Annotated in this window: 18 protein-coding genes; 16 read left to right on the top strand and 2 right to left on the bottom strand. The window is 43.7% G+C overall.

Translation table 11 applies throughout. From position 1 onward, the window contains the following. Positions 1-5: 5 nt before the first annotated feature. The 5 genes from nikB to MKY18_RS15645 all read left to right on the top strand — a co-directional run bounded on the left by nikB (position 6) and on the right by MKY18_RS15645 (position 5,012). The gene (nikB, locus tag MKY18_RS15665) at positions 6-950 is read left to right on the top strand and encodes a nickel ABC transporter permease subunit NikB (RefSeq protein ID WP_044138987.1); all 945 of its coding nucleotides are present in this window, start codon (positions 6-8) and stop codon (positions 948-950) included. Beyond that, positions 947-1,780 (top strand): nickel ABC transporter permease subunit NikC, encoded by an 834-nt coding sequence (nikC, locus tag MKY18_RS15660; protein WP_044138986.1) that lies wholly within the window; start codon positions 947-949, stop codon positions 1,778-1,780. The genes nikB and nikC overlap by 4 nt, the downstream gene beginning before the upstream one ends. 4 nt (positions 1,781-1,784) lie before the next feature. Then, the gene (locus tag MKY18_RS15655; protein WP_181462029.1) at positions 1,785-2,600 is read left to right on the top strand and encodes an ABC transporter ATP-binding protein; all 816 of its coding nucleotides are present in this window, start codon (positions 1,785-1,787) and stop codon (positions 2,598-2,600) included. A gap of 13 nt (positions 2,601-2,613) precedes the next feature. After that, positions 2,614-3,429, top strand: a complete 816-nt coding sequence (locus MKY18_RS15650; RefSeq protein WP_106067301.1) for an ATP-binding cassette domain-containing protein — start codon at positions 2,614-2,616, stop codon at positions 3,427-3,429. 257 nt (positions 3,430-3,686) lie between these two features. Beyond that, the gene (locus MKY18_RS15645) at positions 3,687-5,012 is read left to right on the top strand and encodes an MATE family efflux transporter (RefSeq protein ID WP_106067299.1); all 1,326 of its coding nucleotides are present in this window, start codon (positions 3,687-3,689) and stop codon (positions 5,010-5,012) included. A 16-nt stretch (positions 5,013-5,028) separates the two neighbouring features. Here MKY18_RS15645 and yvfG read toward each other — a convergent pair whose 3' ends face one another. Further along, positions 5,029-5,244, bottom strand: coding sequence for a protein YvfG (gene yvfG / locus MKY18_RS15640; protein ID WP_003213121.1), 216 nt, complete (start codon positions 5,242-5,244; stop codon positions 5,029-5,031). A gap of 70 nt (positions 5,245-5,314) precedes the next feature. Here yvfG and rpoN point away from each other — a divergent pair, with 70 nt between their 5' ends. Further along, positions 5,315-6,613, top strand: a complete 1,299-nt coding sequence (rpoN, locus tag MKY18_RS15635) for an RNA polymerase factor sigma-54 (RefSeq protein ID WP_106067298.1) — start codon at positions 5,315-5,317, stop codon at positions 6,611-6,613. A gap of 172 nt (positions 6,614-6,785) precedes the next feature. Beyond that, positions 6,786-7,523: a FadR/GntR family transcriptional regulator gene (locus MKY18_RS15630; protein ID WP_106067297.1), complete on the top strand. Its 738-nt coding sequence runs from the start codon at positions 6,786-6,788 to the stop codon at positions 7,521-7,523. A 28-nt stretch (positions 7,524-7,551) separates the two neighbouring features. Here MKY18_RS15630 and MKY18_RS15625 read toward each other — a convergent pair whose 3' ends face one another. Beyond that, the gene (locus MKY18_RS15625) at positions 7,552-8,994 is read right to left on the bottom strand and encodes a sigma 54-interacting transcriptional regulator (protein ID WP_311771804.1); all 1,443 of its coding nucleotides are present in this window, start codon (positions 8,992-8,994) and stop codon (positions 7,552-7,554) included. A gap of 209 nt (positions 8,995-9,203) precedes the next feature. Here MKY18_RS15625 and MKY18_RS15620 point away from each other — a divergent pair, with 209 nt between their 5' ends. The 9 genes from MKY18_RS15620 to MKY18_RS15580 all read left to right on the top strand — a co-directional run bounded on the left by MKY18_RS15620 (position 9,204) and on the right by MKY18_RS15580 (position 19,876). Then, positions 9,204-10,397, top strand: coding sequence for an ornithine--oxo-acid transaminase (locus MKY18_RS15620; protein ID WP_044138980.1), 1,194 nt, complete (start codon positions 9,204-9,206; stop codon positions 10,395-10,397). A gap of 106 nt (positions 10,398-10,503) precedes the next feature. Then, positions 10,504-11,919, top strand: coding sequence for an amino acid permease (locus tag MKY18_RS15615; protein WP_065097999.1), 1,416 nt, complete (start codon positions 10,504-10,506; stop codon positions 11,917-11,919). A 314-nt stretch (positions 11,920-12,233) separates the two neighbouring features. Then, positions 12,234-13,271 carry a sugar-binding transcriptional regulator gene (locus tag MKY18_RS15610; RefSeq protein ID WP_003212739.1) on the top strand — a complete coding sequence of 346 codons (1,038 nt, stop codon included), beginning with the start codon at positions 12,234-12,236 and terminating at the stop codon, positions 13,269-13,271. Between the two features lie 30 nt (positions 13,272-13,301). Continuing rightward, positions 13,302-14,309: a type I glyceraldehyde-3-phosphate dehydrogenase gene (gene gap, locus MKY18_RS15605; protein WP_044138978.1), complete on the top strand. Its 1,008-nt coding sequence runs from the start codon at positions 13,302-13,304 to the stop codon at positions 14,307-14,309. A 213-nt stretch (positions 14,310-14,522) separates the two neighbouring features. Continuing rightward, a complete protein-coding gene (locus tag MKY18_RS15600; protein ID WP_342497568.1) occupies positions 14,523-15,707 on the top strand; it encodes a phosphoglycerate kinase in 1,185 nt (394 codons plus the stop codon). A gap of 30 nt (positions 15,708-15,737) precedes the next feature. Continuing rightward, positions 15,738-16,499 carry a triose-phosphate isomerase gene (gene tpiA, locus MKY18_RS15595; RefSeq protein ID WP_003213530.1) on the top strand — a complete coding sequence of 254 codons (762 nt, stop codon included), beginning with the start codon at positions 15,738-15,740 and terminating at the stop codon, positions 16,497-16,499. Further along, on the top strand, positions 16,492-18,027 hold the full coding sequence (gene gpmI / locus MKY18_RS15590) for a 2,3-bisphosphoglycerate-independent phosphoglycerate mutase (protein ID WP_342497567.1): 1,536 nt from the start codon (positions 16,492-16,494) through the stop codon (positions 18,025-18,027). The genes tpiA and gpmI overlap by 8 nt, the downstream gene beginning before the upstream one ends. 29 nt (positions 18,028-18,056) lie before the next feature. Further along, the gene (gene eno / locus MKY18_RS15585) at positions 18,057-19,349 is read left to right on the top strand and encodes a phosphopyruvate hydratase (protein ID WP_003212752.1); all 1,293 of its coding nucleotides are present in this window, start codon (positions 18,057-18,059) and stop codon (positions 19,347-19,349) included. A 257-nt stretch (positions 19,350-19,606) separates the two neighbouring features. Then, complete coding sequence (locus MKY18_RS15580; RefSeq protein ID WP_044138975.1) at positions 19,607-19,876, top strand: hypothetical protein; 270 nt, start codon at positions 19,607-19,609, stop codon at positions 19,874-19,876. Positions 19,877-19,880: the final 4 nt, after the last annotated feature.

Genomic DNA, 19,880 nt, shown 5'->3' with positions numbered 1-19,880 from the left:
AGGAAATGGGCCGCTATATCGTCAAACGCATGCTATCAATCATCCCTGTATTTTTATTAGCCACTCTTTTCACGACTGGTATGATTCACCTTTCGCCAGTTGACCCGGCTGAGGCATATTTAGCAGCGGCTCATATCCAGCCAACGGATGAAATATTAGCGCAAAAACGAAGTGAATTTGGTTTAGACCAACCGTTTTATATGCAGTATCTTCACACCATTGAAAAAGTCATTCATCTTGATTTTGGCAAGTCATATATGTCCAACCAGCCTGTGCTCAATGAGGTGATCTATAGAATACCAGCGACGATTCAATTGGCGCTGACTAGTCTACTGATTGCAATTTGTGTCAGCATTCCACTCGGCTTTTTCAGCGGCATGAGGAAAAATGGCATCGTTGATCATGTGAGCCGGCTCATTTCTTTCTTAGGAGCATCTATCCCTACGTTTGTCTTGGGGTATTTGCTCATCTTCTTTTTTTCAGTGAAGCTCGATCTTCTACCGGTAGAAGGGGTGGGAACATGGGAGCATCTCATCCTGCCGTCGGTCACACTGGCCGTCCCTTTAATTGCGATGTATACAAGGCTATTACGATCAAGTGTGAGTGAGGCGCTTCAAGAGCCGTTTGTTCAATATGCGAGAATCAGAGGATTAAAGGAACGGTCGATCATGTTCAAGCATGTATTGAGAATCGCGATATCGCCAATGCTGACAGGGCTTGGGGTGAATCTTGGCAAGCTGCTGACAGGAACCATTATCGTAGAGGCAGTTTTTTCATGGCCAGGGTTTGGGCGTTTCTTTATTGAAGCGATCTTTAACCGGGATCTGCCGGTCATTCAATTCTATGTCCTCATGGCAGCATGTATCTTTATCTTGAGCAGCTTGATTGTGGACTTACTTCAGCTGATCATTGACCCCCGTATTTCCAGAAAGGAAGGCCGCCAGACATGATGACAAAAGGAAAAAATCTCTTCTCTCATCAAAAGCTGATCTCGATCTGCGTGGTGCTCCTTGGTCTATTGCTGATTGTGACAATATGTGCGCCGTGGATCGCTCCACATGATCCGGCGGCTGTCAATCTAGCGATGAAGCTAAAGGGGTCTTCGTGGGAGTATCCTCTTGGGACAGATCAATTAGGCCGATGCAATTTATCTCGAATTTTATATGGTGCACGTGTTTCACTAGGCTGTGCGTTATTAATCTTTCTCTCTTCTTTATTGATTGGGTTAATCGTTGGTTTGTTGTCAGGTTACAAAGGTGGCTGGATCGATCACGTCTTAATGAGAATCTGCGACGGGATCATGGCATTCCCGAACCTAGTGCTGATCCTCGGATTAGTCGGCATCTTCGGTCCTGGACTTTCTCAAGTAGTGCTTGCCTTGATGCTTGTGCAGTGGGTATACTATGCTCGCGTCTTCCGAGGGATGGTGCTAAGTTTAAAAGAACAGAACTTTATTGCTGCTGCGAAAATTAGCGGAACATCCCACTGGAACATCATGAGAAAGCATATGATTCCAAATGTCCTGCCGCCACTCGCGGTCATTGGCACACTCGAAATGGGCTGGGCAATTATGGACATTTCAGCGATGTCCTTTCTCGGATTAGGCGTTCAGCCTCCTATGCCTGAATGGGGAGCGATGATCCATGAAGGGAAATCGTATATTCAAACGAATCCTCAGTTGATGCTGTATCCAGGTCTTGTCATCATGGCTGTCGTCGTCCTCTTTAATTTACTAGGAGAAGCCCTTTCAGAGAAATATGGTATCAAACGCCGTGTGTAAAGGAATGATCAATGTGCAAGAGTCCATTTTACAAATAGAGAACCTGCATGTGCAGACGAAAACGCCTCATGGGACAACCTCTCTTATTCAGGACGTATCGTTTGAAGTAGGGCGAGGTCAAATCGTTGGATTAATAGGTGAGAGCGGCTGCGGGAAAACGGTGACAAGTATGTCGATCTTACATATGCTTGACCGGAAAACAACGGATGTTACTGGTAGCATCACATTACAAGGACGAGAATTGATCGGTATGAGTGAAAGGGCTATGCGCTCTATTCGGGGCAAAGACATCTCATATATTATGCAAAATCCAATGAACAGCTTTACGCCAGTATGGACGATCGGTCATCAGCTGATTGAAACCATCCGCCGGCATACCACTGTCAGTAAAAGGCAGGCAAAAGCGAAGGCAATGGATGCGTTAGCGCAGATGAATCTGCCGCAGCCAGATAAGCTGTTAAACAAGTATCCTTTTGAACTAAGCGGCGGCATGCTGCAGCGTGTCATGATTGCCATGGCTGCCTGTATGCACCCGCCTCTCCTCATAGCAGATGAACCAACAACTGCTTTAGATGTACACACACAGAAGCTGGTGCTTGAGCATCTGAACCAAATTCGTCATGAGTATGGAACCGCCATTTTGCTCATTACTCACGACCTTGGCGTCATTGCAGAAATGGCAGATCAGGTTGTTGTCATGAGACAGGGAGAAATGGTTGAAAAAGCAGAAGTGCTTGAGCTTTTTGAAAACCCCAAGCATGATTATACAAAGAAACTATTAGCAGCTCGTCCATCCATCCCAGCTGTTTGCCCGATTTGAGGTGAGAAGGCCCTTGCATTTATTAGAAGTGAAAGCAGTTAGTCATTCATACAACAGCCGGTCGTTTCTGATGAGAAAAAAAGGCGCAGACCAAGTCTTAAACGGCGTCAATTTAATCATTGAAGAAGGCACGTGCGTCGGATTGCTGGGGCAAAGCGGCGCAGGGAAAAGCACGCTAGGCCGTATCATACTTGGTCTAGAGAAGCCAAAAGCCGGTCAGGTTCTTTTTGAAGGGCAGGATATTTATTGTGCAGATCAAAGAACACGCAAACATTATCGCCGGCATGTGCAAGCGGTGTTTCAAGATTCGTACTCGGCGGTGAATCCAAGGTGGACAGTCGAACAAATTTTATCCGAACCGCTTGAAAACTATGAAACCATGAGCCGAAAAGAACGCAAAATCGTGCTGATCCATTGGCTGGAAAGAGTCGGGCTCAGCGAAAAGGACTTGTCTAAATATCCGCATCAATTCAGCGGTGGCCAGCTGCAAAGGATCAACATTGCAAGAGCCTTATTGCTGCAGCCAAAGCTCGTCGTACTGGATGAATCCGTCAGCAGCTTAGACATGGTCACACAGGGTGTCATTTTAGATTTATTAGTAGAATTAAAGAAGGAACTAGGTGTCGCTTACTTATTTATTACACATGATATGACGGCAGCCTATCACTTAAGTGATCAATTGGCGATATTAGATCAAGGTGAACTTGTTGCTCAATTTCGATCAAAGGATGATTTCTTTTCATCTGAAGAGATAGCGGTGCAAAAGATGAGAGATGCAATGCTCGCAGACCATCCTTTGTCCCGAACAATTGGCAGACCGGTTCGATAAATCTTCATTACATCAATGCCTCTTTTAGAAGAGGCTCAGCGTGTAGACAAACCCTCGCATTCGTTGTCAGGTCTGCGCGCTGGTGCTCACGAATGTTCAATTCGCTCCGCGCCAGTGCTCGCCCTTCCTAGACTTCAAAGGTTTTCTATCACGCTGAAAAGAAGACAAAGTGCTAAAATAAAAATCATTTTAGCACTTTGTCAACAATCTAAGCCTCTTTTAGAAGAGGCTATTTTTCATGAAAGGCAGGTGGCATCGTGAACCATCGAGCGTATTTAGCTTTAGCCATTCCTTTAACCATCTCAACGATGACCACTCCATTACTTGGAGCTGTTGATACAGCAGTTGTCGGTCAGCTTGCCAACCCCGCGTATATTGGAGGCGTCGCGGTTGGCAGTCTCATTTTCAGTACACTCTATTGGCTCTTTGGTTTTTTGCGGGTGAGTACATCTGCTTTTGCCGCTCAGGCAAACGGGGCGCAGAGTGAAGAGCAGGGCGTACTTGCTTTTCTAAGACCCTTTTTAATCGCCATCATTGTCGGCCTTTGTTTTATTGCCCTACAATGGCCCATTATTCAATCTGCTTTTCTCGTGATCTCTCCGGCTGCGGATGTACGGCAATTTGCAGCAGATTATTTTCATATTCGGATTTGGGGTGCGCCGTTTACCTTAATGAATTATGTGATATTAGGCTGGCTGATGGGAATGGCAAAAATGAAAGAAGCCCTCTCTTTACAAATCTTGATCAATGTCATGAATATGGTCCTTGCCCTCCTGCTTGTTCATGTGTTTTCGTTTGCAGTCAAAGGGGTGGCGGCCGCGACATTGATATCTGAATTAACCGCCTTTGTATTAGGCGCATGGATCATCATGAAACATTCAAAAAACGGGTTCCAGATGCCGTCTATTAAGAAAATCATGGATACACAGGCAGTTCAGAAAATGTTTCATGTGAATAAAGACTTGTTTATTCGGACGATTTGTCTGCTTGTCGTGATTAACATGTTTACAGCAAAAGGTGCTTCTTTTGGAACAGAGATGCTGGCGGCCAATGCCATCTTATTTCAAATTCACTACATCATGGCTTATTTGTTCGATGGTTTTGCCAATGCATCCAGCATCCTTGTGGGGAGATCAGTTGGGGCAAATGATCGCACCCTTTATGAGAGAACTTTAACCCTTTCGAGGCAGTGGGCACTTGTCATGGCATGCCTAATTGCGTCGGTTTATTTTCTCTTAAAAGAGCCGATCTTGGGCTTGTTTACAAATCTTCCCCGTCTTTTAGATGTGACATTAGGCTATGCAGACTGGCTCGTTCTCTATCCGTTTGCCGCTTGTTTCGGTTTGGTCATATACGGTGTATTTACAGGTGCGACAGAAATTGCCCCTGTCAGAAATTCAATGCTGTTTGCGATGATCTTGTTTATCGTTGTTCAAGCAGCGGTTACGCCTATTTGGCATAATCACGGATTATGGTTTGCCTTTATCATCTATACTACCGGACGGTCTGGCTTTTTGATGATGTACAAATCAAGGCTGGATCAGAAGCTTTTCGCAAATGAAAAACACCCTTTGCCATCATGACAAAGGGTGTTCATGTTCATTCGCTTTCTTTTTTCACCTTTTGATACGCCTCATCAAGGTGCTGAATTCGCTTCAAAACCACAGCATTTTTGGTCAGCTGATCTTGTACAAGCGTTGACACCACTGAGCGGTAATAGGCATTCATGGCATGAATCTTGTCTTCATTTTGATTCATGGCGATGTGTTGTTTCAAGTTGTCAACAAAGTATGGAACGGAAAAAAGTTCAGACATGGGAATCACTCCTATTTCGTATATACGGTCCGTCAATCTTCATGTAAAATGATGAGAGGGAGGGGAGACAATGAGCCTTAATCTGCAACAAGAACAAGTATTAAAGCAGGTGCTCACACAAGAACTCAGGCAGGCCATTACATTGCTCCAGCTGAATAGCACTGAGCTTGGCGAGTATCTTGACCAGTTAGCGCTTGAGAACCCTCTGATTGAGCGGAAAGACACGGACAGCTATCAACCAGTTTATCATAAAAAATCTCAAGACCGAATGACAGAGCCGTATCGAACGCATCAAAAAGAAAGCCTGCAAATGTATTTAAAGAAACAAGCCATTGATTTGAATTTAAGTGAAAAGAATCAAAGGATCTTTCATTTTATGATCGAGTCCATTGATTCCAATGGCTATTTAAATGAACCAGTTGACGAGATGGCAGCAGTCTTAAAGGTGTCAGCTGAAGAAGTTGAAGCCGTCCTTCATCAGCTTCAATCGCTAGAGCCTGCCGGTATTGGCGCAAGATCTTTACAAGAAGGCATCCTGCTTCAGCTGAGAAGAAAAAAGGAGCGCTGGTATGAAGCTGAGCTGATCATCGATGAGCACTTCTTTCTCTTTGCAAGAAAGGCATGGAAGGAAATCGCGGCGAAAACAGGTATTTCCATGAAAACACTTCAAGCGGTACAAGATGAGGTGTCGCAGCTTGAACCAAGACCAGGCATCCATTTCTCATACGAAGAAGACCATGTGTATATAGAGCCGGATGTGACGATTACTGTCGTGCAAGACCACATCGCATTTGAGCTGAATCAGCGCGCTTTCCCAGACGTTGAAATGAATGAAGGATACTTCGCTATGATTCAAGACCGAAAGCGGCATGAAGCATATGTGTATCTAAAGGAAAAAGAGCAACAGTACAATTGGCTTCTCCAAGCGCTGAAGCAAAGAAAACAAACGATGACCCATGTCGTTCGTGAGATTATCTTACACCAGACAGATTTTTTCCTTACAGGGAAACATAAAATGAAACCGCTTACGATGAAGCGTATCGCAGATATATTGCAAGTGCATGAGTCAACAGTCAGCCGAACGGTGAAAGGGAAAATGGTGCAAACCCCTTATGGCCTCATGGAAATGAAGCAATTTTTCCAAGCAAAGCTAGAAGGACCCTCACTGGAAGAGGCGTCCAGCTACACAGTCAAGACGTACATCGCAGAGCTGATCCAAACGGAAAATAAGAAAAAACCGTATTCAGATCAGCAAATGATGACGCAGCTTCAGCAAACCTTTGGCATTCGAGTCTCACGCCGAACCATTGCGAAATATCGTGAACAAATGAATCTTCCATCATCTACACTGCGGAAGCGCTATGATTAAAAAGAAGTACTTGCCAGAAACATGGCAGGTGCTTCTTTTTTGTTGAAAGGGAGGCACATAGAAGATTTTTTGAAAATTAAATCGGGGAGACGTGTGAACGGAAATTTTGGGGTAAAGTATAAGATAGGGCATGAGCCGAAAAGGATAGACAACAGTGATGAGGTGAGACCAATTGAAATATAAACAAATCAAAACCAAAAAAATATATGAAGAAATTGCGGATGCATTAATCGAATCCATTCGCACTGGTGAGCTTCTTCCGGGAGAAAAATTAGATTCGGTTCAAGCGCTCTCAGAAAACTTTCAAGTCAGCCGTTCCGCTGTGAGAGAGGCGCTGTCTGCTCTCAAAGCGATCGGATTAATAGAGATGAAGCAAGGGGAGGGCACATATGTGAAGCAGTTCGATCCTGAACAGCTCGCATTTTCTTTATCTCCTGCATTTTTAATGAAGCAGCATGATGTCAGGCAGCTCCTTGAAGTGAGAACCATTATTGAAACAGGTGCTGTCAAAAAGGCGGCGCTGCTTCGGACGGACGATGACCTTCATCAGCTGCGTGATGCACTTGAACAAATGAAGCTGGCAGAAGCCCATGAAGAAATTGGTGAAGAGGCAGATCTCACCTTCCATCTCGCCTTAGCCAAAGCCTCGAAGAATGATGTATTAAAGGTGTTAATGAATCAGGTCTCATCCTTGTTAGTAGAAACGATGCGGGAAACGAGAAAAGTCGTGTTATTCTCAACGAAAGCCTCCATTCGGAAGCTTTACGAAGAACATGAACAAATTTACAAAGCCATCGTTGCAAGGCAGCCAGAAGAAGCAGAGAAAGCGATGCTTACGCATTTGAAAAATGTAGAAAATCTGCTCGGTGATGTGCTGCAAAAACCAGCAGAACAAACAGATACACAATAAGCTGTGCCGAAATGATGGCACAGCTCTATTATTGACGAGAAATATGTAGCTTTTTCATTCGATATTGCAGACTTTGCCTGCTCATGCCCAATAACTTTGCAGTCTGTGAAATATTATCGTCCATTTTTTCTAAGTAATGGACGATGTATTGTTTTTCGAATCGTTCCATTTGGGTTTGGAAATCAGTCGTCTGTTCTGGGCTTGTATACACAAAGGTGTCAGCAGCTGCGGTTTGCTGCAAAGAATTTGTTTGCAATTGCGCCTTAGGACGGTCTTCCCCGTGTTTAAATCTAAAATGATAGGGAAGGTGATGCATGCTTAAGTCGTCTTCATCCATCATCATATTCATCCCCGCCTCAATCACATGCTCAAGTTCTCTTACATTGCCTGGCCAATGATACGCCTTAAAAAGGGCAAGTACCTCTTCATCAGCCGCCTTCACCTTCATTTGAAACAGCTCATTATATTTTTGAATAAAATGATTCACAAACGTAGGAATGTCCTCTTTTCGTTCAGAAAGCGGCGGAATAAATAAGGTGACAATACCGAGACGATAAAATAAATCCTTGCGCATACGTCCACCTGCGATTGCATCCACAGGGTCCTCATTCATATTGGCAATCACTCTTACATCAACAGCAATTTCCTTTGTGCTTCCTAGCCTTCTCACACGTTTCTCCTGTAAGACGCGCAGTAGTTTTGCTTGAAGATGAGGATTTAATGAGTTGATCTCATCTAAAAGCAAGGTTCCTCCTTGCGCCTGCTCAAATAAGCCAGGCTGATCAGCTGCTCCCGTAAAAGCCCCTTTTTGTGTACCAAAGAGCAGGCTTTCAATCAAATTATCAGGCAGTGCCGCACAATTTTGGGTAATAAATGGTCCGGATGACCGGCTGCTGCCGTTATGAATGCTTTGAGCAAACAGCTCTTTCCCAGTCCCAGTTTCGCCAACAATGAGCACATAGGAAGAGGTGCGTGTCGCTCGTTTCGCATGCTCAATCACCTCTAAAAAGGCAGGGCTTTGTCCAATAATAGAATCGAAGGTAAAGCGAGTGCTTCCTTTTTTCTTCATATTGTGATGAATCAGCCGTTCTAGCTTCGTCACATCATTCGAAATTTCAACTGCCCCTTGAATGAGACCGTCTCGAACGAGCGGGTATGTATGGTTAATCGTTGTGATTTCTTTTCCGTTGTAATTATGATACGTCTGCTTGGCATGTACGGTTTGTTTCCCGGTACGCAGCGCTTGGACAAGTGTACTGTGCATCTCATCTTGAAAGGCGAAGAAATCGAGTACATTTTTATGGAGAACATCTGAGCGTTTCAATGATTCAATTTCCATCATTTTTTTATTATAAACAACAGTATTGCCATTCTCGTCAATGGCGTGAACCCCGACATCAATTAAATCGAGCATTTGTTTATATAAATCAATCTCATTTTCAAGCTTTGCGGTATGCATATCTTTTTTCACTTGCGCCACCTCCTGACGTTACCTCTATTTTACATGAAAAATTTTGCAGTTTCCTCTAAAAAATTTTGCGCATGCAAAGATATTTTGCGTAATGAATGAGGTAAACCCTTATGATCAAGCGGTCAGAAAGTTGGCACGATCCTTGCATAACATATGGATGAAGATGAACCCAATTGAAAAAAGCTACCTTACAGAAGGAGGAATAGATGATGACACAGACAAATGAATTGATTCAACAAACAGAACAATATGGAGCGGCAAACTATCATCCGTTGCCAATTGTAATTTCAGAGGCTGAGGGAGTGTGGGTGACAGACCCTGAAGGCAATCGATATATGGATATGCTGAGTGCGTATTCCGCAGTGAACCAAGGACATCGCCATCCCCGCATTATTGAAGCGCTCAAAAAACAGGCAGATCGCGTGACACTCACGTCGAGAGCCTTTCATAATGATCAGCTTGGTCCTTGGTATGAAAAAATTTGCAAACTGACGAATAAAGACATGGCACTGCCAATGAATACAGGTGCTGAAGCTGTAGAAACCGCTGTAAAAGCAGCGAGACGCTGGGGCTATGATGTGAAAGGAATCGAAGAGAATCGTGCAGAAATCATTGCGTGTGTTGGCAATTTCCATGGGAGAACGATGACGGCTGTGTCTCTTTCCTCAGAAGCAGAATACCAAAGAGGTTTCGGCCCAATGCTTCCTGGAATTAAGTTGATTCCTTACGGAGATATAGAAGCGTTACGTGAAGCTATCACACCACAGACAGCGGCTTTCCTCATTGAACCGATTCAAGGTGAAGCGGGTATTGTCATGCCGCCAGAAGGCTTCTTGAAAGATGCCAAAACGCTTTGTGAGCAAGAAAATGTGCTGTTCATTGCGGATGAAATTCAAGTGGGGTTAGCACGAACAGGTAAGATGTTTGCGTGTGATTGGGAAGACATTGAGCCAGATATGCTGATTCTTGGGAAAGCTTTAGGCGGCGGAGTATTCCCAATCTCGTGTGTTGTAGCAAACCGTGATATTTTAGGCGTATTTAACCCTGGTTCTCATGGATCTACCTTTGGAGGAAATCCTCTTGCGTGTGCGGTGTCGCTTGCTGCACTGGATGTTTTAATCGACGAAAAGCTTGCAGCCCGCTCTATGGAGCTTGGTGAATACTTCAAAGACAAATTGGCACGCATTCAAAGTCCTGTGATTAAAGAAGTGCGCGGCCGCGGACTATTTATAGGCATGGAGCTGACAGAGGCAGCTAGACCTTATTGTGAAAAACTGAAGCAAGCAGGTTTGTTATGTAAGGAAACTCATGAAACAGTCATCCGTTTTGCACCACCGCTGACTATTTCAAAAGAAGATTTAGACTGGGCGATTGGTCATATTGAAGCACTGTTTCAAGCTTAAATGGCAAAGGGGGAGGAAGCTTCACTTTCTCCCTTTCTTTTTCAACGAACAGCGAATTTTGTCAAAGGATGCTGAATAGAAGAGGGAAAGTGGGGAAGTGGATTTGATGCAAGAACAGCATAATGAACTAGAGCGTTCCATGAAAAGCAGACATCTTTTTATGATTGCCTTAGGCGGCGTCATCGGTACGGGCCTTTTCCTTGGATCAGGATTGATTATCCATCAGGCAGGGCCGGGGGGAGCCATTCTATCGTTTATCATTGGCGGACTGTTAATGTATTTGGTCATGCTGTGTCTTGGAGAATTAGCAGTGGCGATGCCAACAGCCGGTTCCTTTCAGGAATATGCAACCAAATATATAGGCCCGTCCACAGGCTTTATGATTGGTTGGCTGTACTGGTTTAGCTGGGCGTGTACGATTGGTCTGGAGTTTACATCAGCAGGCATATTGCTCCAAAGGTGGTTTCCAGATATCCCGGTTTGGCTCTGGTGTCTAGCATTTAGCGTGATATTATTTGCCGTGAATGCCATCTCTGCTCGCAGCTTCGCTGAAACGGAGTTTTGGTTTTCAGCTATCAAGGTTGCGGCCATCCTATTGTTTATTATCATCGGAATTGGCGCAATTTTCGGAATGATTCATTTGAAAGGCGGAGAACCAGCCCCTTTATTTCGTCATTTGACGGATCATGGCGGACTATTTCCTAATGGTGTTTTTGCTATTTTATTAACCATGGTCACGGTCAATTTCTCCTTCCAAGGAACAGAACTTGTAGGGATCGCAGCAGGTGAGAGTGAAAGCCCTGAAAAAACATTGCCTCGATCAATACGGAATATTATTTGGAGAACGATGGTCTTTTTCGTTTTATCAATTGCGGTTCTGGCAGCACTTCTTCCATGGCAGACAGCAGGCGCTGTCGACAGTCCGTTTGTGGTCGTGCTGGACAAGGTCGGCATCCCATATGCCGCAGATATCATGAATTTTATTATCATCACCGCTGTCTTATCTGTAGCAAACTCTGGATTATATGCGTCATCACGTATGCTCTGGTCGCTTTCAAAGGACGGGAAAGGACCTGCTTTTACGAAAAAGCTGTCCAAGCGTAAAATCCCGATCAATGCATTATTGGTGACAATGGGTGTATCCGCTCTATCTCTGCTCACAAGTGTTGTGGCACCAAAAACGGTGTATGTGTGGCTTATTTCGATTTCTGGAATGGTTCTTGTTGTGGTGTGGATGTCCATTTGTTTGTCTCAATATTTCTTTAGAAAACAATTCATAAAAGATGGTGGAGATGTAAAGGATCTCGTCTTCCGTACACCGCTCTATCCATTTGTCCCACTAGCAGGCTTCATCGCATTTGGCATCGTGCTCATCAGCCTATTCTTTATTGAGGATCAGCGGATTGGCCTTTATTGCGGCGTTCCGTTCATGGCAGCCTGCTACATCATTTATTATCTCAAAATCAAACCGAAGGAAGAGGCAAAGCGTTTTGCCGAAGAGGAAGGAATCCCAAAAACATAAAAGACGACTATATCAAAAAAATGTGCATGCGGACCTCTTACGCATGCACACTTTCATTGATGAATTCATTCAATATAGAAAAAAATAAAATATTTTGAAAAGAAATATCATAGCAAGAACCTTGATGACAAGCAGGCTATCGGTGAAAATGTGTCTATTTTTTGTCTAAATGTGTTTGTAATAGTTGAAAATGCAAGATGATCCTGTTAAAATAATTAAAGAAAGCAGGGATTGATTTTTTTTGGCTGTGGCGGGACGTTTTTTGTCACAGTGGGACGTTTTTAGTCCAACGTGAAAAGAAAGGGTCGTTAGCCATGAATCGTTTATTGGAAGCTCAAAAAAAATTATTGCCAGATCTTCTCATCGTTATGCAAAAACGCTACGACATTTTGCAGTACATCAGATTAGCTGAACCAATCGGCCGCAGAAGTCTTGCGACGAGTCTTGGTCTCAGTGAGCGCATCTTACGTGCTGAAGTTCAGTTTTTAAAAGAACAAAATCTGCTGGATGTCAAAACGAGCGGCATGATGCTGACGAGTGAAGGCCACGCTTTGCTTGAAATGCTTGAAGGAATGATGAAAGACGTTTTAGGTTTAACCTTTTTGGAAAATACATTAAAGAGGAAGTTAGGCCTAGAAGAAGTCGTGATCGTTTCTGGTGACAGTGACGAATCCCCGTGGGTGAAGCAAGAAATGGGAAGAGCTGCTGTCCAATGTATGAAAAAAAGGTTTACTGGAAATAATATCGTCGCCGTCACTGGCGGAACGACGATGGAAGCCGTTGCCGAAATGATGACCCCTGATGCCAAAAACAGAGACATGATGTTTGTCCCTGCGAGAGGCGGTCTTGGGGAGAATGTAAAAAATCAGGCAAACACCATTTGTGCCCACATGGCTGAAAAAGCTTCCGGTACTTACAAACTGCTGTTTGTTCCAGGACAGCTGTCAGAAGGTGCTTACTCTTCCATTATTGAAGAGCCGTCAGTCAAAGAAGTGCTTCAAACGATCAAATCATCCACGATGCTCATTCATGGAATCGGTGAAGCAAAAACAATGGCGATGAGACGAAACACACCAGCTGAAGATTTAAAAAAGATTGATGAGCATGACGCAGTGACAGAGGCCTTTGGCTATTACTTTAATCGTGATGGTGAGGTCGTCCACAAAGTGCACTCCGTCGGCATGCAGCTAGATGATTTAGAAAGCATTCCACACATCATTGCTGTTGCAGGTGGATCATCAAAGGCAGGGGCCATTGAAGCTTATTTCAAAAAACCCCGCCGAACGGTTCTCGTCACAGACGAAGGAGCCGCAAAAGAGTTATTAAGGGAGTCAATTGATCCCTCAATATAAACATTGTGACCTATAAAAGGAGGAAACATCATGGCAGTAAAAGTCGGTATTAACGGATTTGGACGTATTGGACGTAACGTATTTCGTGCAGCATTAAACAATCCTGAAGTTGAGGTAGTAGCGGTTAACGATCTAACAGACGCTAACATGCTTGCACACCTTTTACAATATGACTCTGTTCACGGAAAACTAGATGCAGAAGTTTCTGTAGACGGTACAAACTTAGTAGTGAACGGTAAAACAATCGAAGTATCAGCTGAGCGTGATCCTGCGAAATTAAGCTGGGGTAAACAAGGCGTAGAAATCGTTGTTGAATCTACTGGATTCTTCACAAAACGTGCAGACGCTGCAAAACACTTAGAAGCTGGCGCTAAAAAAGTCATCATCTCTGCTCCTGCTAACGAAGAAGATATCACAATCGTTATGGGTGTAAACGAAGACAAATACGATGCAGCTAGCCACGATGTCATCTCTAATGCATCTTGTACAACAAACTGCTTAGCTCCATTTGCAAAAGTACTTAACGATAAATTTGGTATCAAACGCGGTATGATGACAACAGTTCACTCATACACAAATGACCAACAAATTCTTGATCTTCCGCACAAAGACTACCGTCGTGCTCGTGCAGCTGCGGAAAACATCATCCCAACTTCTACAGGTGCTGCGAAAGCTGTTTCACTTGTATTGCCTGAACTTAAAGGTAAATTAAACGGTGGCGCTATGCGTGTTCCAACACCTAACGTATCTTTAGTTGACCTTGTGGCTGAATTAAACCAAGATGTAACTGTTGAAGATGTAAATGCAGCACTTAAAGAAGCAGCTGAAGGAGAACTTAATGGAATCCTTGGCTACAGCGAAGAGCCATTAGTATCTAGTGACTACAATGGTAATGCAAACTCTTCAACAATCGATGCTCTTTCTACAATGGTCATGGAAGGCAGCATGGTGAAAGTCATTTCTTGGTACGATAACGAGAGTGGATATTCTCACCGCGTTGTTGACCTTGCAGCTTACATTGCAAAACAAGGTCTTTAATTTCTCACACTGAAGGAACTCACTTGGTTCTTTCCTAGAGACACGATATAATGAAGACGGACAAGGGAAGGGGAAGCATCCCTTTCCCTTTTTCTCTGTTTTTATCCGTTCTGCACGATTTCTCGTTTTGATGAGGGCAAAATGGGAAAAGGATAAAGAGAGACTTGTCCAATGTGTAAGGAAACCAGAATAAAGGAGGATCTCCTGACGAGCATGAATAAGAAATCAGTAAAAGACATTGACGTAAAAGGTAAAGTTGTGTTCTGCCGCGTAGATTTTAACGTTCCAATGAAAGACGGAAAAGTGACGGATGATACTCGTATTCGCGCAGCATTACCAACGATTGAGTATTTAACAGGACAAGGCGCAAAGGTACTATTAGCTAGTCATTTGGGTCGTCCGAAGGGTCAAGTTACTGAAGAACTGCGTCTGACACCTGTAGCGAAACGTCTTCAAGAGCTTCTTGGACAAGAAGTGAAAAAAGCGGATGAAGCTTACGGCGACAACGTGAAAAAGCAAATCTCTGACTTAAAAGAAGGAGATGTGTTAGTGCTTGAAAACGTTCGTTTCTATCCTGGTGAAGAAAAGAACGATCCTGAACTATCAAAAGCATTTGCTGATTTAGCCGATGTGTATGTCAATGATGCGTTCGGTGCTGCACACCGTGCACATGCATCCACTGCTGGTATTGCAGCATATCTTCCGGCTGTTTCGGGCTTCCTCATGCAAAAAGAGCTTGAGGTTCTAGGAAAAGCCATTTTAAACCCTGATCGCCCATTTACAGCGATTATTGGTGGCGCCAAAGTAAAGGATAAAATCGGTGTGATTGAAAGTCTTCTTGATAAAGTGGACAACCTCATCATCGGCGGCGGACTTGCTTACACATTTGTGAAAGCACTAGGCCACGAAGTAGGAAAATCTTTATTAGAAGAAGACAAAGTAGATTTAGCGAAATCCTTTATGGACCGTGCAAAAGAAAAAGGCGTGAACTTCCTGATTCCAATAGATGTTCTGGTAGCCGACGACTTTTCAAATGATGCGAATACAAGCATTGTGCCAATCTCTGAAATTCCAAGTGATCTAGAAGCACTTGATATTGGAACAGAGACAATAGGCAAGTACGCTGATGTTATTAAAAACAGCAAACTTGTTGTTTGGAATGGACCAATGGGTGTATTTGAAATCGACGCATTCGCTAAAGGAACAAAAGCAATCGCAGAAGCACTGGCAGAAGCAAAAGATACATATTCTGTCATTGGCGGTGGAGATTCAGCAGCAGCTGTTGAGAAATTTGGTCTTGCTGATCAGATGAGCCATATTTCTACAGGCGGCGGCGCTTCACTTGAATTTATGGAAGGCAAAGAGCTTCCAGGTGTTACTGCATTAAACGATAAATAAGACCAAAACTGCTATAAGGAAGTGTCAATCATGAGAAAACCAATTATAGCTGGGAACTGGAAAATGAACAAAACACTTGGCGAAGCGGTTAGCTTCGTTGAAGAAGTCAAGTCATCCATTCCATCTCCTGACAAAGTGGAATCCATTGTCTGTGCGCCAGCCCTTTTCCTTGAAAAGCTAAACAGCCTTTCTAACGGAACAGACCTTAAAATTGGTGCACAAAACATGCACTTTGAAGAAAATGGTGCATTCACTGGTGAAATCAGCCCTGCTGCACTAAAAGATCTTGGCATCGGCTACTCAGTGATCGGTCATTCAGAGCGCCGTGAATTCTTCGCTGAAACAGATGAAACAGTGAACAAAAAAGCACATGCTGCATTCAAGCATGGCATCGTTCCAATTATCTGTGTAGGTGAAACGCTTGAAGAGCGTGAAGCCGGCAAAACAAATGAACTTGTCGCTGATCAAGTGAAGAAAGCACTAGCTGGTTTAACAACTCAGCAAGTCGCTGAATCTGTTATTGCATATGAGCCAATTTGGGCAATCGGTACTGGGAAATCTTCTACAGCGAAAGATGCAAACGACGTTTGTGCGCATATCCGTCAAACGGTTGCAAGCGAATATGGTCAAGAAGCGGCAGACAGCCTTCGCATTCAATATGGCGGAAGCGTGAAACCTGCGAATATTAAAGAATATATGGCAGAATCCGATATTGACGGTGCTTTGGTAGGCGGCGCAAGCTTAGAACCTCAGTCTTTCGTTCAATTATTGGAGGAAGGTCAATATGAGTAAGAAACCAGCTGCATTAATCATCTTAGACGGATTCGGTTTAAGAGGCGAAACAGTTGGTAACGCTGTTGCCCAAGCAAAGAAACCGAACTTCGACCGCTACTGGAACGAATTCCCGCATCAAACCTTAACGGCTTCTGGTGAGGCAGTAGGCCTCCCGCAAGGTCAAATGGGGAACTCTGAAGTTGGGCATTTGAACATCGGTGCAGGACGCATTGTGTATCAAAGCTTAACAAGAGTGAATGTTGCCATTCGTGATGGGGAATTTGAGAAAAACGAAACGTTCCTAGAGGCAATGACTTATGCAAAAGAGAATGACAAGGCCCTTCATTTATTCGGTCTCCTGTCAGACGGCGGTGTGCACAGCCACATTCAACATCTCTTTGCCCTGCTAAAGCTGGCGAAAAAAGAAGGCTTAACAAAGGTATACATTCATGGCTTCTTGGACGGACGTGATGTTGGTCAGAAGACAGCCAAAGTGTACTTAAAACAGCTTGAAGAACAAATCAAAGAAATCGGTGTCGGAGAAGTGGCAACACTTTCTGGACGCTATTACTCAATGGACCGTGACAAACGCTGGGATCGTGTGGAGAAAGCATATCGCGCGATGGCGTATGGTGAAGGCCCAAGTTATCAAAACATCTATGATGTCGTTGATGACTCCTATGAAAATGGAATCTACGATGAATTCGTTATTCCATCTGTCATCACGAGAGAAAATGGTGAGCCAGTTGCAAAAGTAAACGACGGCGATTCTGTGATTTTCTATAACTTCCGCCCAGACCGTGCGATTCAAATTTCGAACACCTTCACAAATGGAGATTTCCGCTCGTTTGATCGCGGAGAAGCACATCCGAAGAATTTACACTTCGTCTGCTTCACACACTTCAGTGAAACAGTTGATGGCTATGTTGCCTTCAAACCAGTGAATTTGGATAACACAGTAGGAGAAGTGCTAGCGCAAAATGGATTAAAACAGCTGCGGATTGCTGAAACAGAGAAATATCCTCACGTGACGTTCTTTATGAGTGGTGGACGTGAAGAAGAATTTCCTGGTGAAGACCGCATCTTGATCAATTCGCCAGATGTGGCAACCTATGACCTCAAGCCAGAAATGAGCGCTTATGAGGTAAAGGATGCACTTGTTGCAGACATCAATGCTGACAAGCATGATGCGATCATCCTGAACTTTGCTAACCCGGATATGGTTGGTCATTCAGGTATGCTCGAGCCAACAATCAAAGCCATTGAAGCAGTAGATGAGTGCTTAGGAGCTGTTGTCGACGCAATCCTAGCAAAAGGCGGACATGCCATCATCACAGCAGACCACGGTAACGCAGACGTGCTGATTACCGAAGAAGGAAAGCCGCATACTGCACATACGACAAACCCTGTTCCAGTCATCGTAACGAAAAAAGGTGCAACGCTTAGAGAAGGCGGCATTCTAGCCGATCTATCTCCAACGCTTTTAGACTTACTTGGTCTTGAAAAACCAAAAGAGATGACAGGAACATCATTGATTCAGAAATAACAAATTGATTCAAAAGGAGAGAAATAACGATGCCATACATTGTTGACGTATATGCACGCGAAGTATTAGACTCTCGCGGTAATCCAACAGTTGAAGTAGAAGTTTACACAGAATCTGGCGGCTTTGGCCGTGCACTAGTACCAAGTGGTGCTTCTACTGGTGAATATGAAGCAGTAGAACTACGTGACGGAGACAAAGACCGTTACCTTGGAAAAGGTGTTCTGACAGCTGTAAACAACGTAAACGAAATCATTGCACCAGAGCTTTTAGGCTTTGATGTCACTGAACAAGTAGCAATTGACAAAATGTTAATCGAACTTGACGGAACAGAAAACAAAGGGAAATTAGGCGCAAACGCAATCCTTGGCGTATCTATCGCTGTAGCACGTGCGGCTGCTGATTTCTTACAAATTCCACTTTACCAATACCTTGGTGGATTCAACTCCAAAACGCTTCCAGTGCCAATGATGAACATCGTCAACGGCGGAGAGCATGCGGATAACAACGTAGACATTCAAGAATTCATGATTATGCCTGTAGGTGCTCCGAACTTCCGTGAAGCACTTCGCATGGGCGCACAAATCTTCCATAGCCTGAAATCTGTATTAAGTGCAAAAGGCTTAAACACTGCTGTAGGTGACGAAGGTGGATTCGCTCCAAACCTTGGTTCTAACGAAGAAGCACTTCAAACAATCGTTGAAGCGATTGAAAAAGCTGGTTTCAAACCAGGTGAAGAAGTGAAGCTTGCAATGGATGCTGCATCTTCTGAGTTCTACAACAAAGAAGACGGTAAATATCATTTATCAGGCGAAGGCGTTGTGAAAACATCTGCTGAAATGGTTGACTGGTATGAAGATATGGTATCTAAATACCCAATCATCTCGATCGAAGACGGCCTTGATGAAAACGACTGGGAAGGTCACAAACTATTAACTGAGCGCCTTGGCAGCAAGGTTCAGCTAGTAGGAGATGACTTGTTTGTTACAAACACGAAGAAGCTTTCTGAAGGAATCAAAAACGGCGTTGGTAACTCAATCCTAATCAAAGTAAACCAAATCGGTACATTAACTGAAACATTTGATGCAATCGAAATGGCAAAACGTGCAGGATACACAGCTGTTATCTCTCACCGCTCTGGTGAAACAGAAGACAGCACAATTGCAGACATCGCTGTTGCAACAAACGCTGGACAAATCAAAACAGGTGCTCCGTCTCGTACGGATCGTGTGGCGAAATACAACCAATTACTTCGCATCGAAGATCAATTGGCTGAAACAGCACAATATCACGGCATTGCAACATTCTATAACTTAAATAAATAATGCCAGCAACGCGCTGCGTTCCGCTCTTATATCAGAGTGGGCGCAGCGTTTTTTGTGTTGAATGAGATCCCGCAGCTGTTTCAATAGTCTCATCCTATTTTTGTAAAAAGTCATCCTTCAGTCAGAGGAAAAACGCGCAGCTCCACCATTTATAAGCAATAGATCATGAAAAATCGACTAAAAATATGATCTGAAATGAACTTATGTTTTCTGTATGTGGGATGGTATCATTTTACATATATTGGGGGGGTGATGAGATGCTGAATCCTTTTAGCCTTCGTTTTCCAGTAGGTGTGTATATGTATATCCTTCAACTACTGGCGGCATATGATGAAAGGAAGCAACGAATTCTAACTTCTAAGAATGTACAGAAAAACGCATTTTGGATTTATGTCCTTGCCGCTATATTGGGCATTATTTCACTTGGAGCATTGATTTGGGCATGTAAGACCTTTGGAAAGGGCTCCAAATTTTTAGGAGAGTTCAAATTATTAGGCATGTACGTTAAAATCCAATGCGGTTTCTAACAGG

This window comes from Bacillus sp. FSL R7-0672, assembly GCF_038601465.1.
Classification (GTDB): domain Bacteria; phylum Bacillota; class Bacilli; order Bacillales; family Bacillaceae; genus Bacillus; species Bacillus pumilus.
The sequence above is the reverse complement of the archived record's forward strand: the minus strand, read 5'-3'. Positions and strand labels throughout refer to the sequence as shown.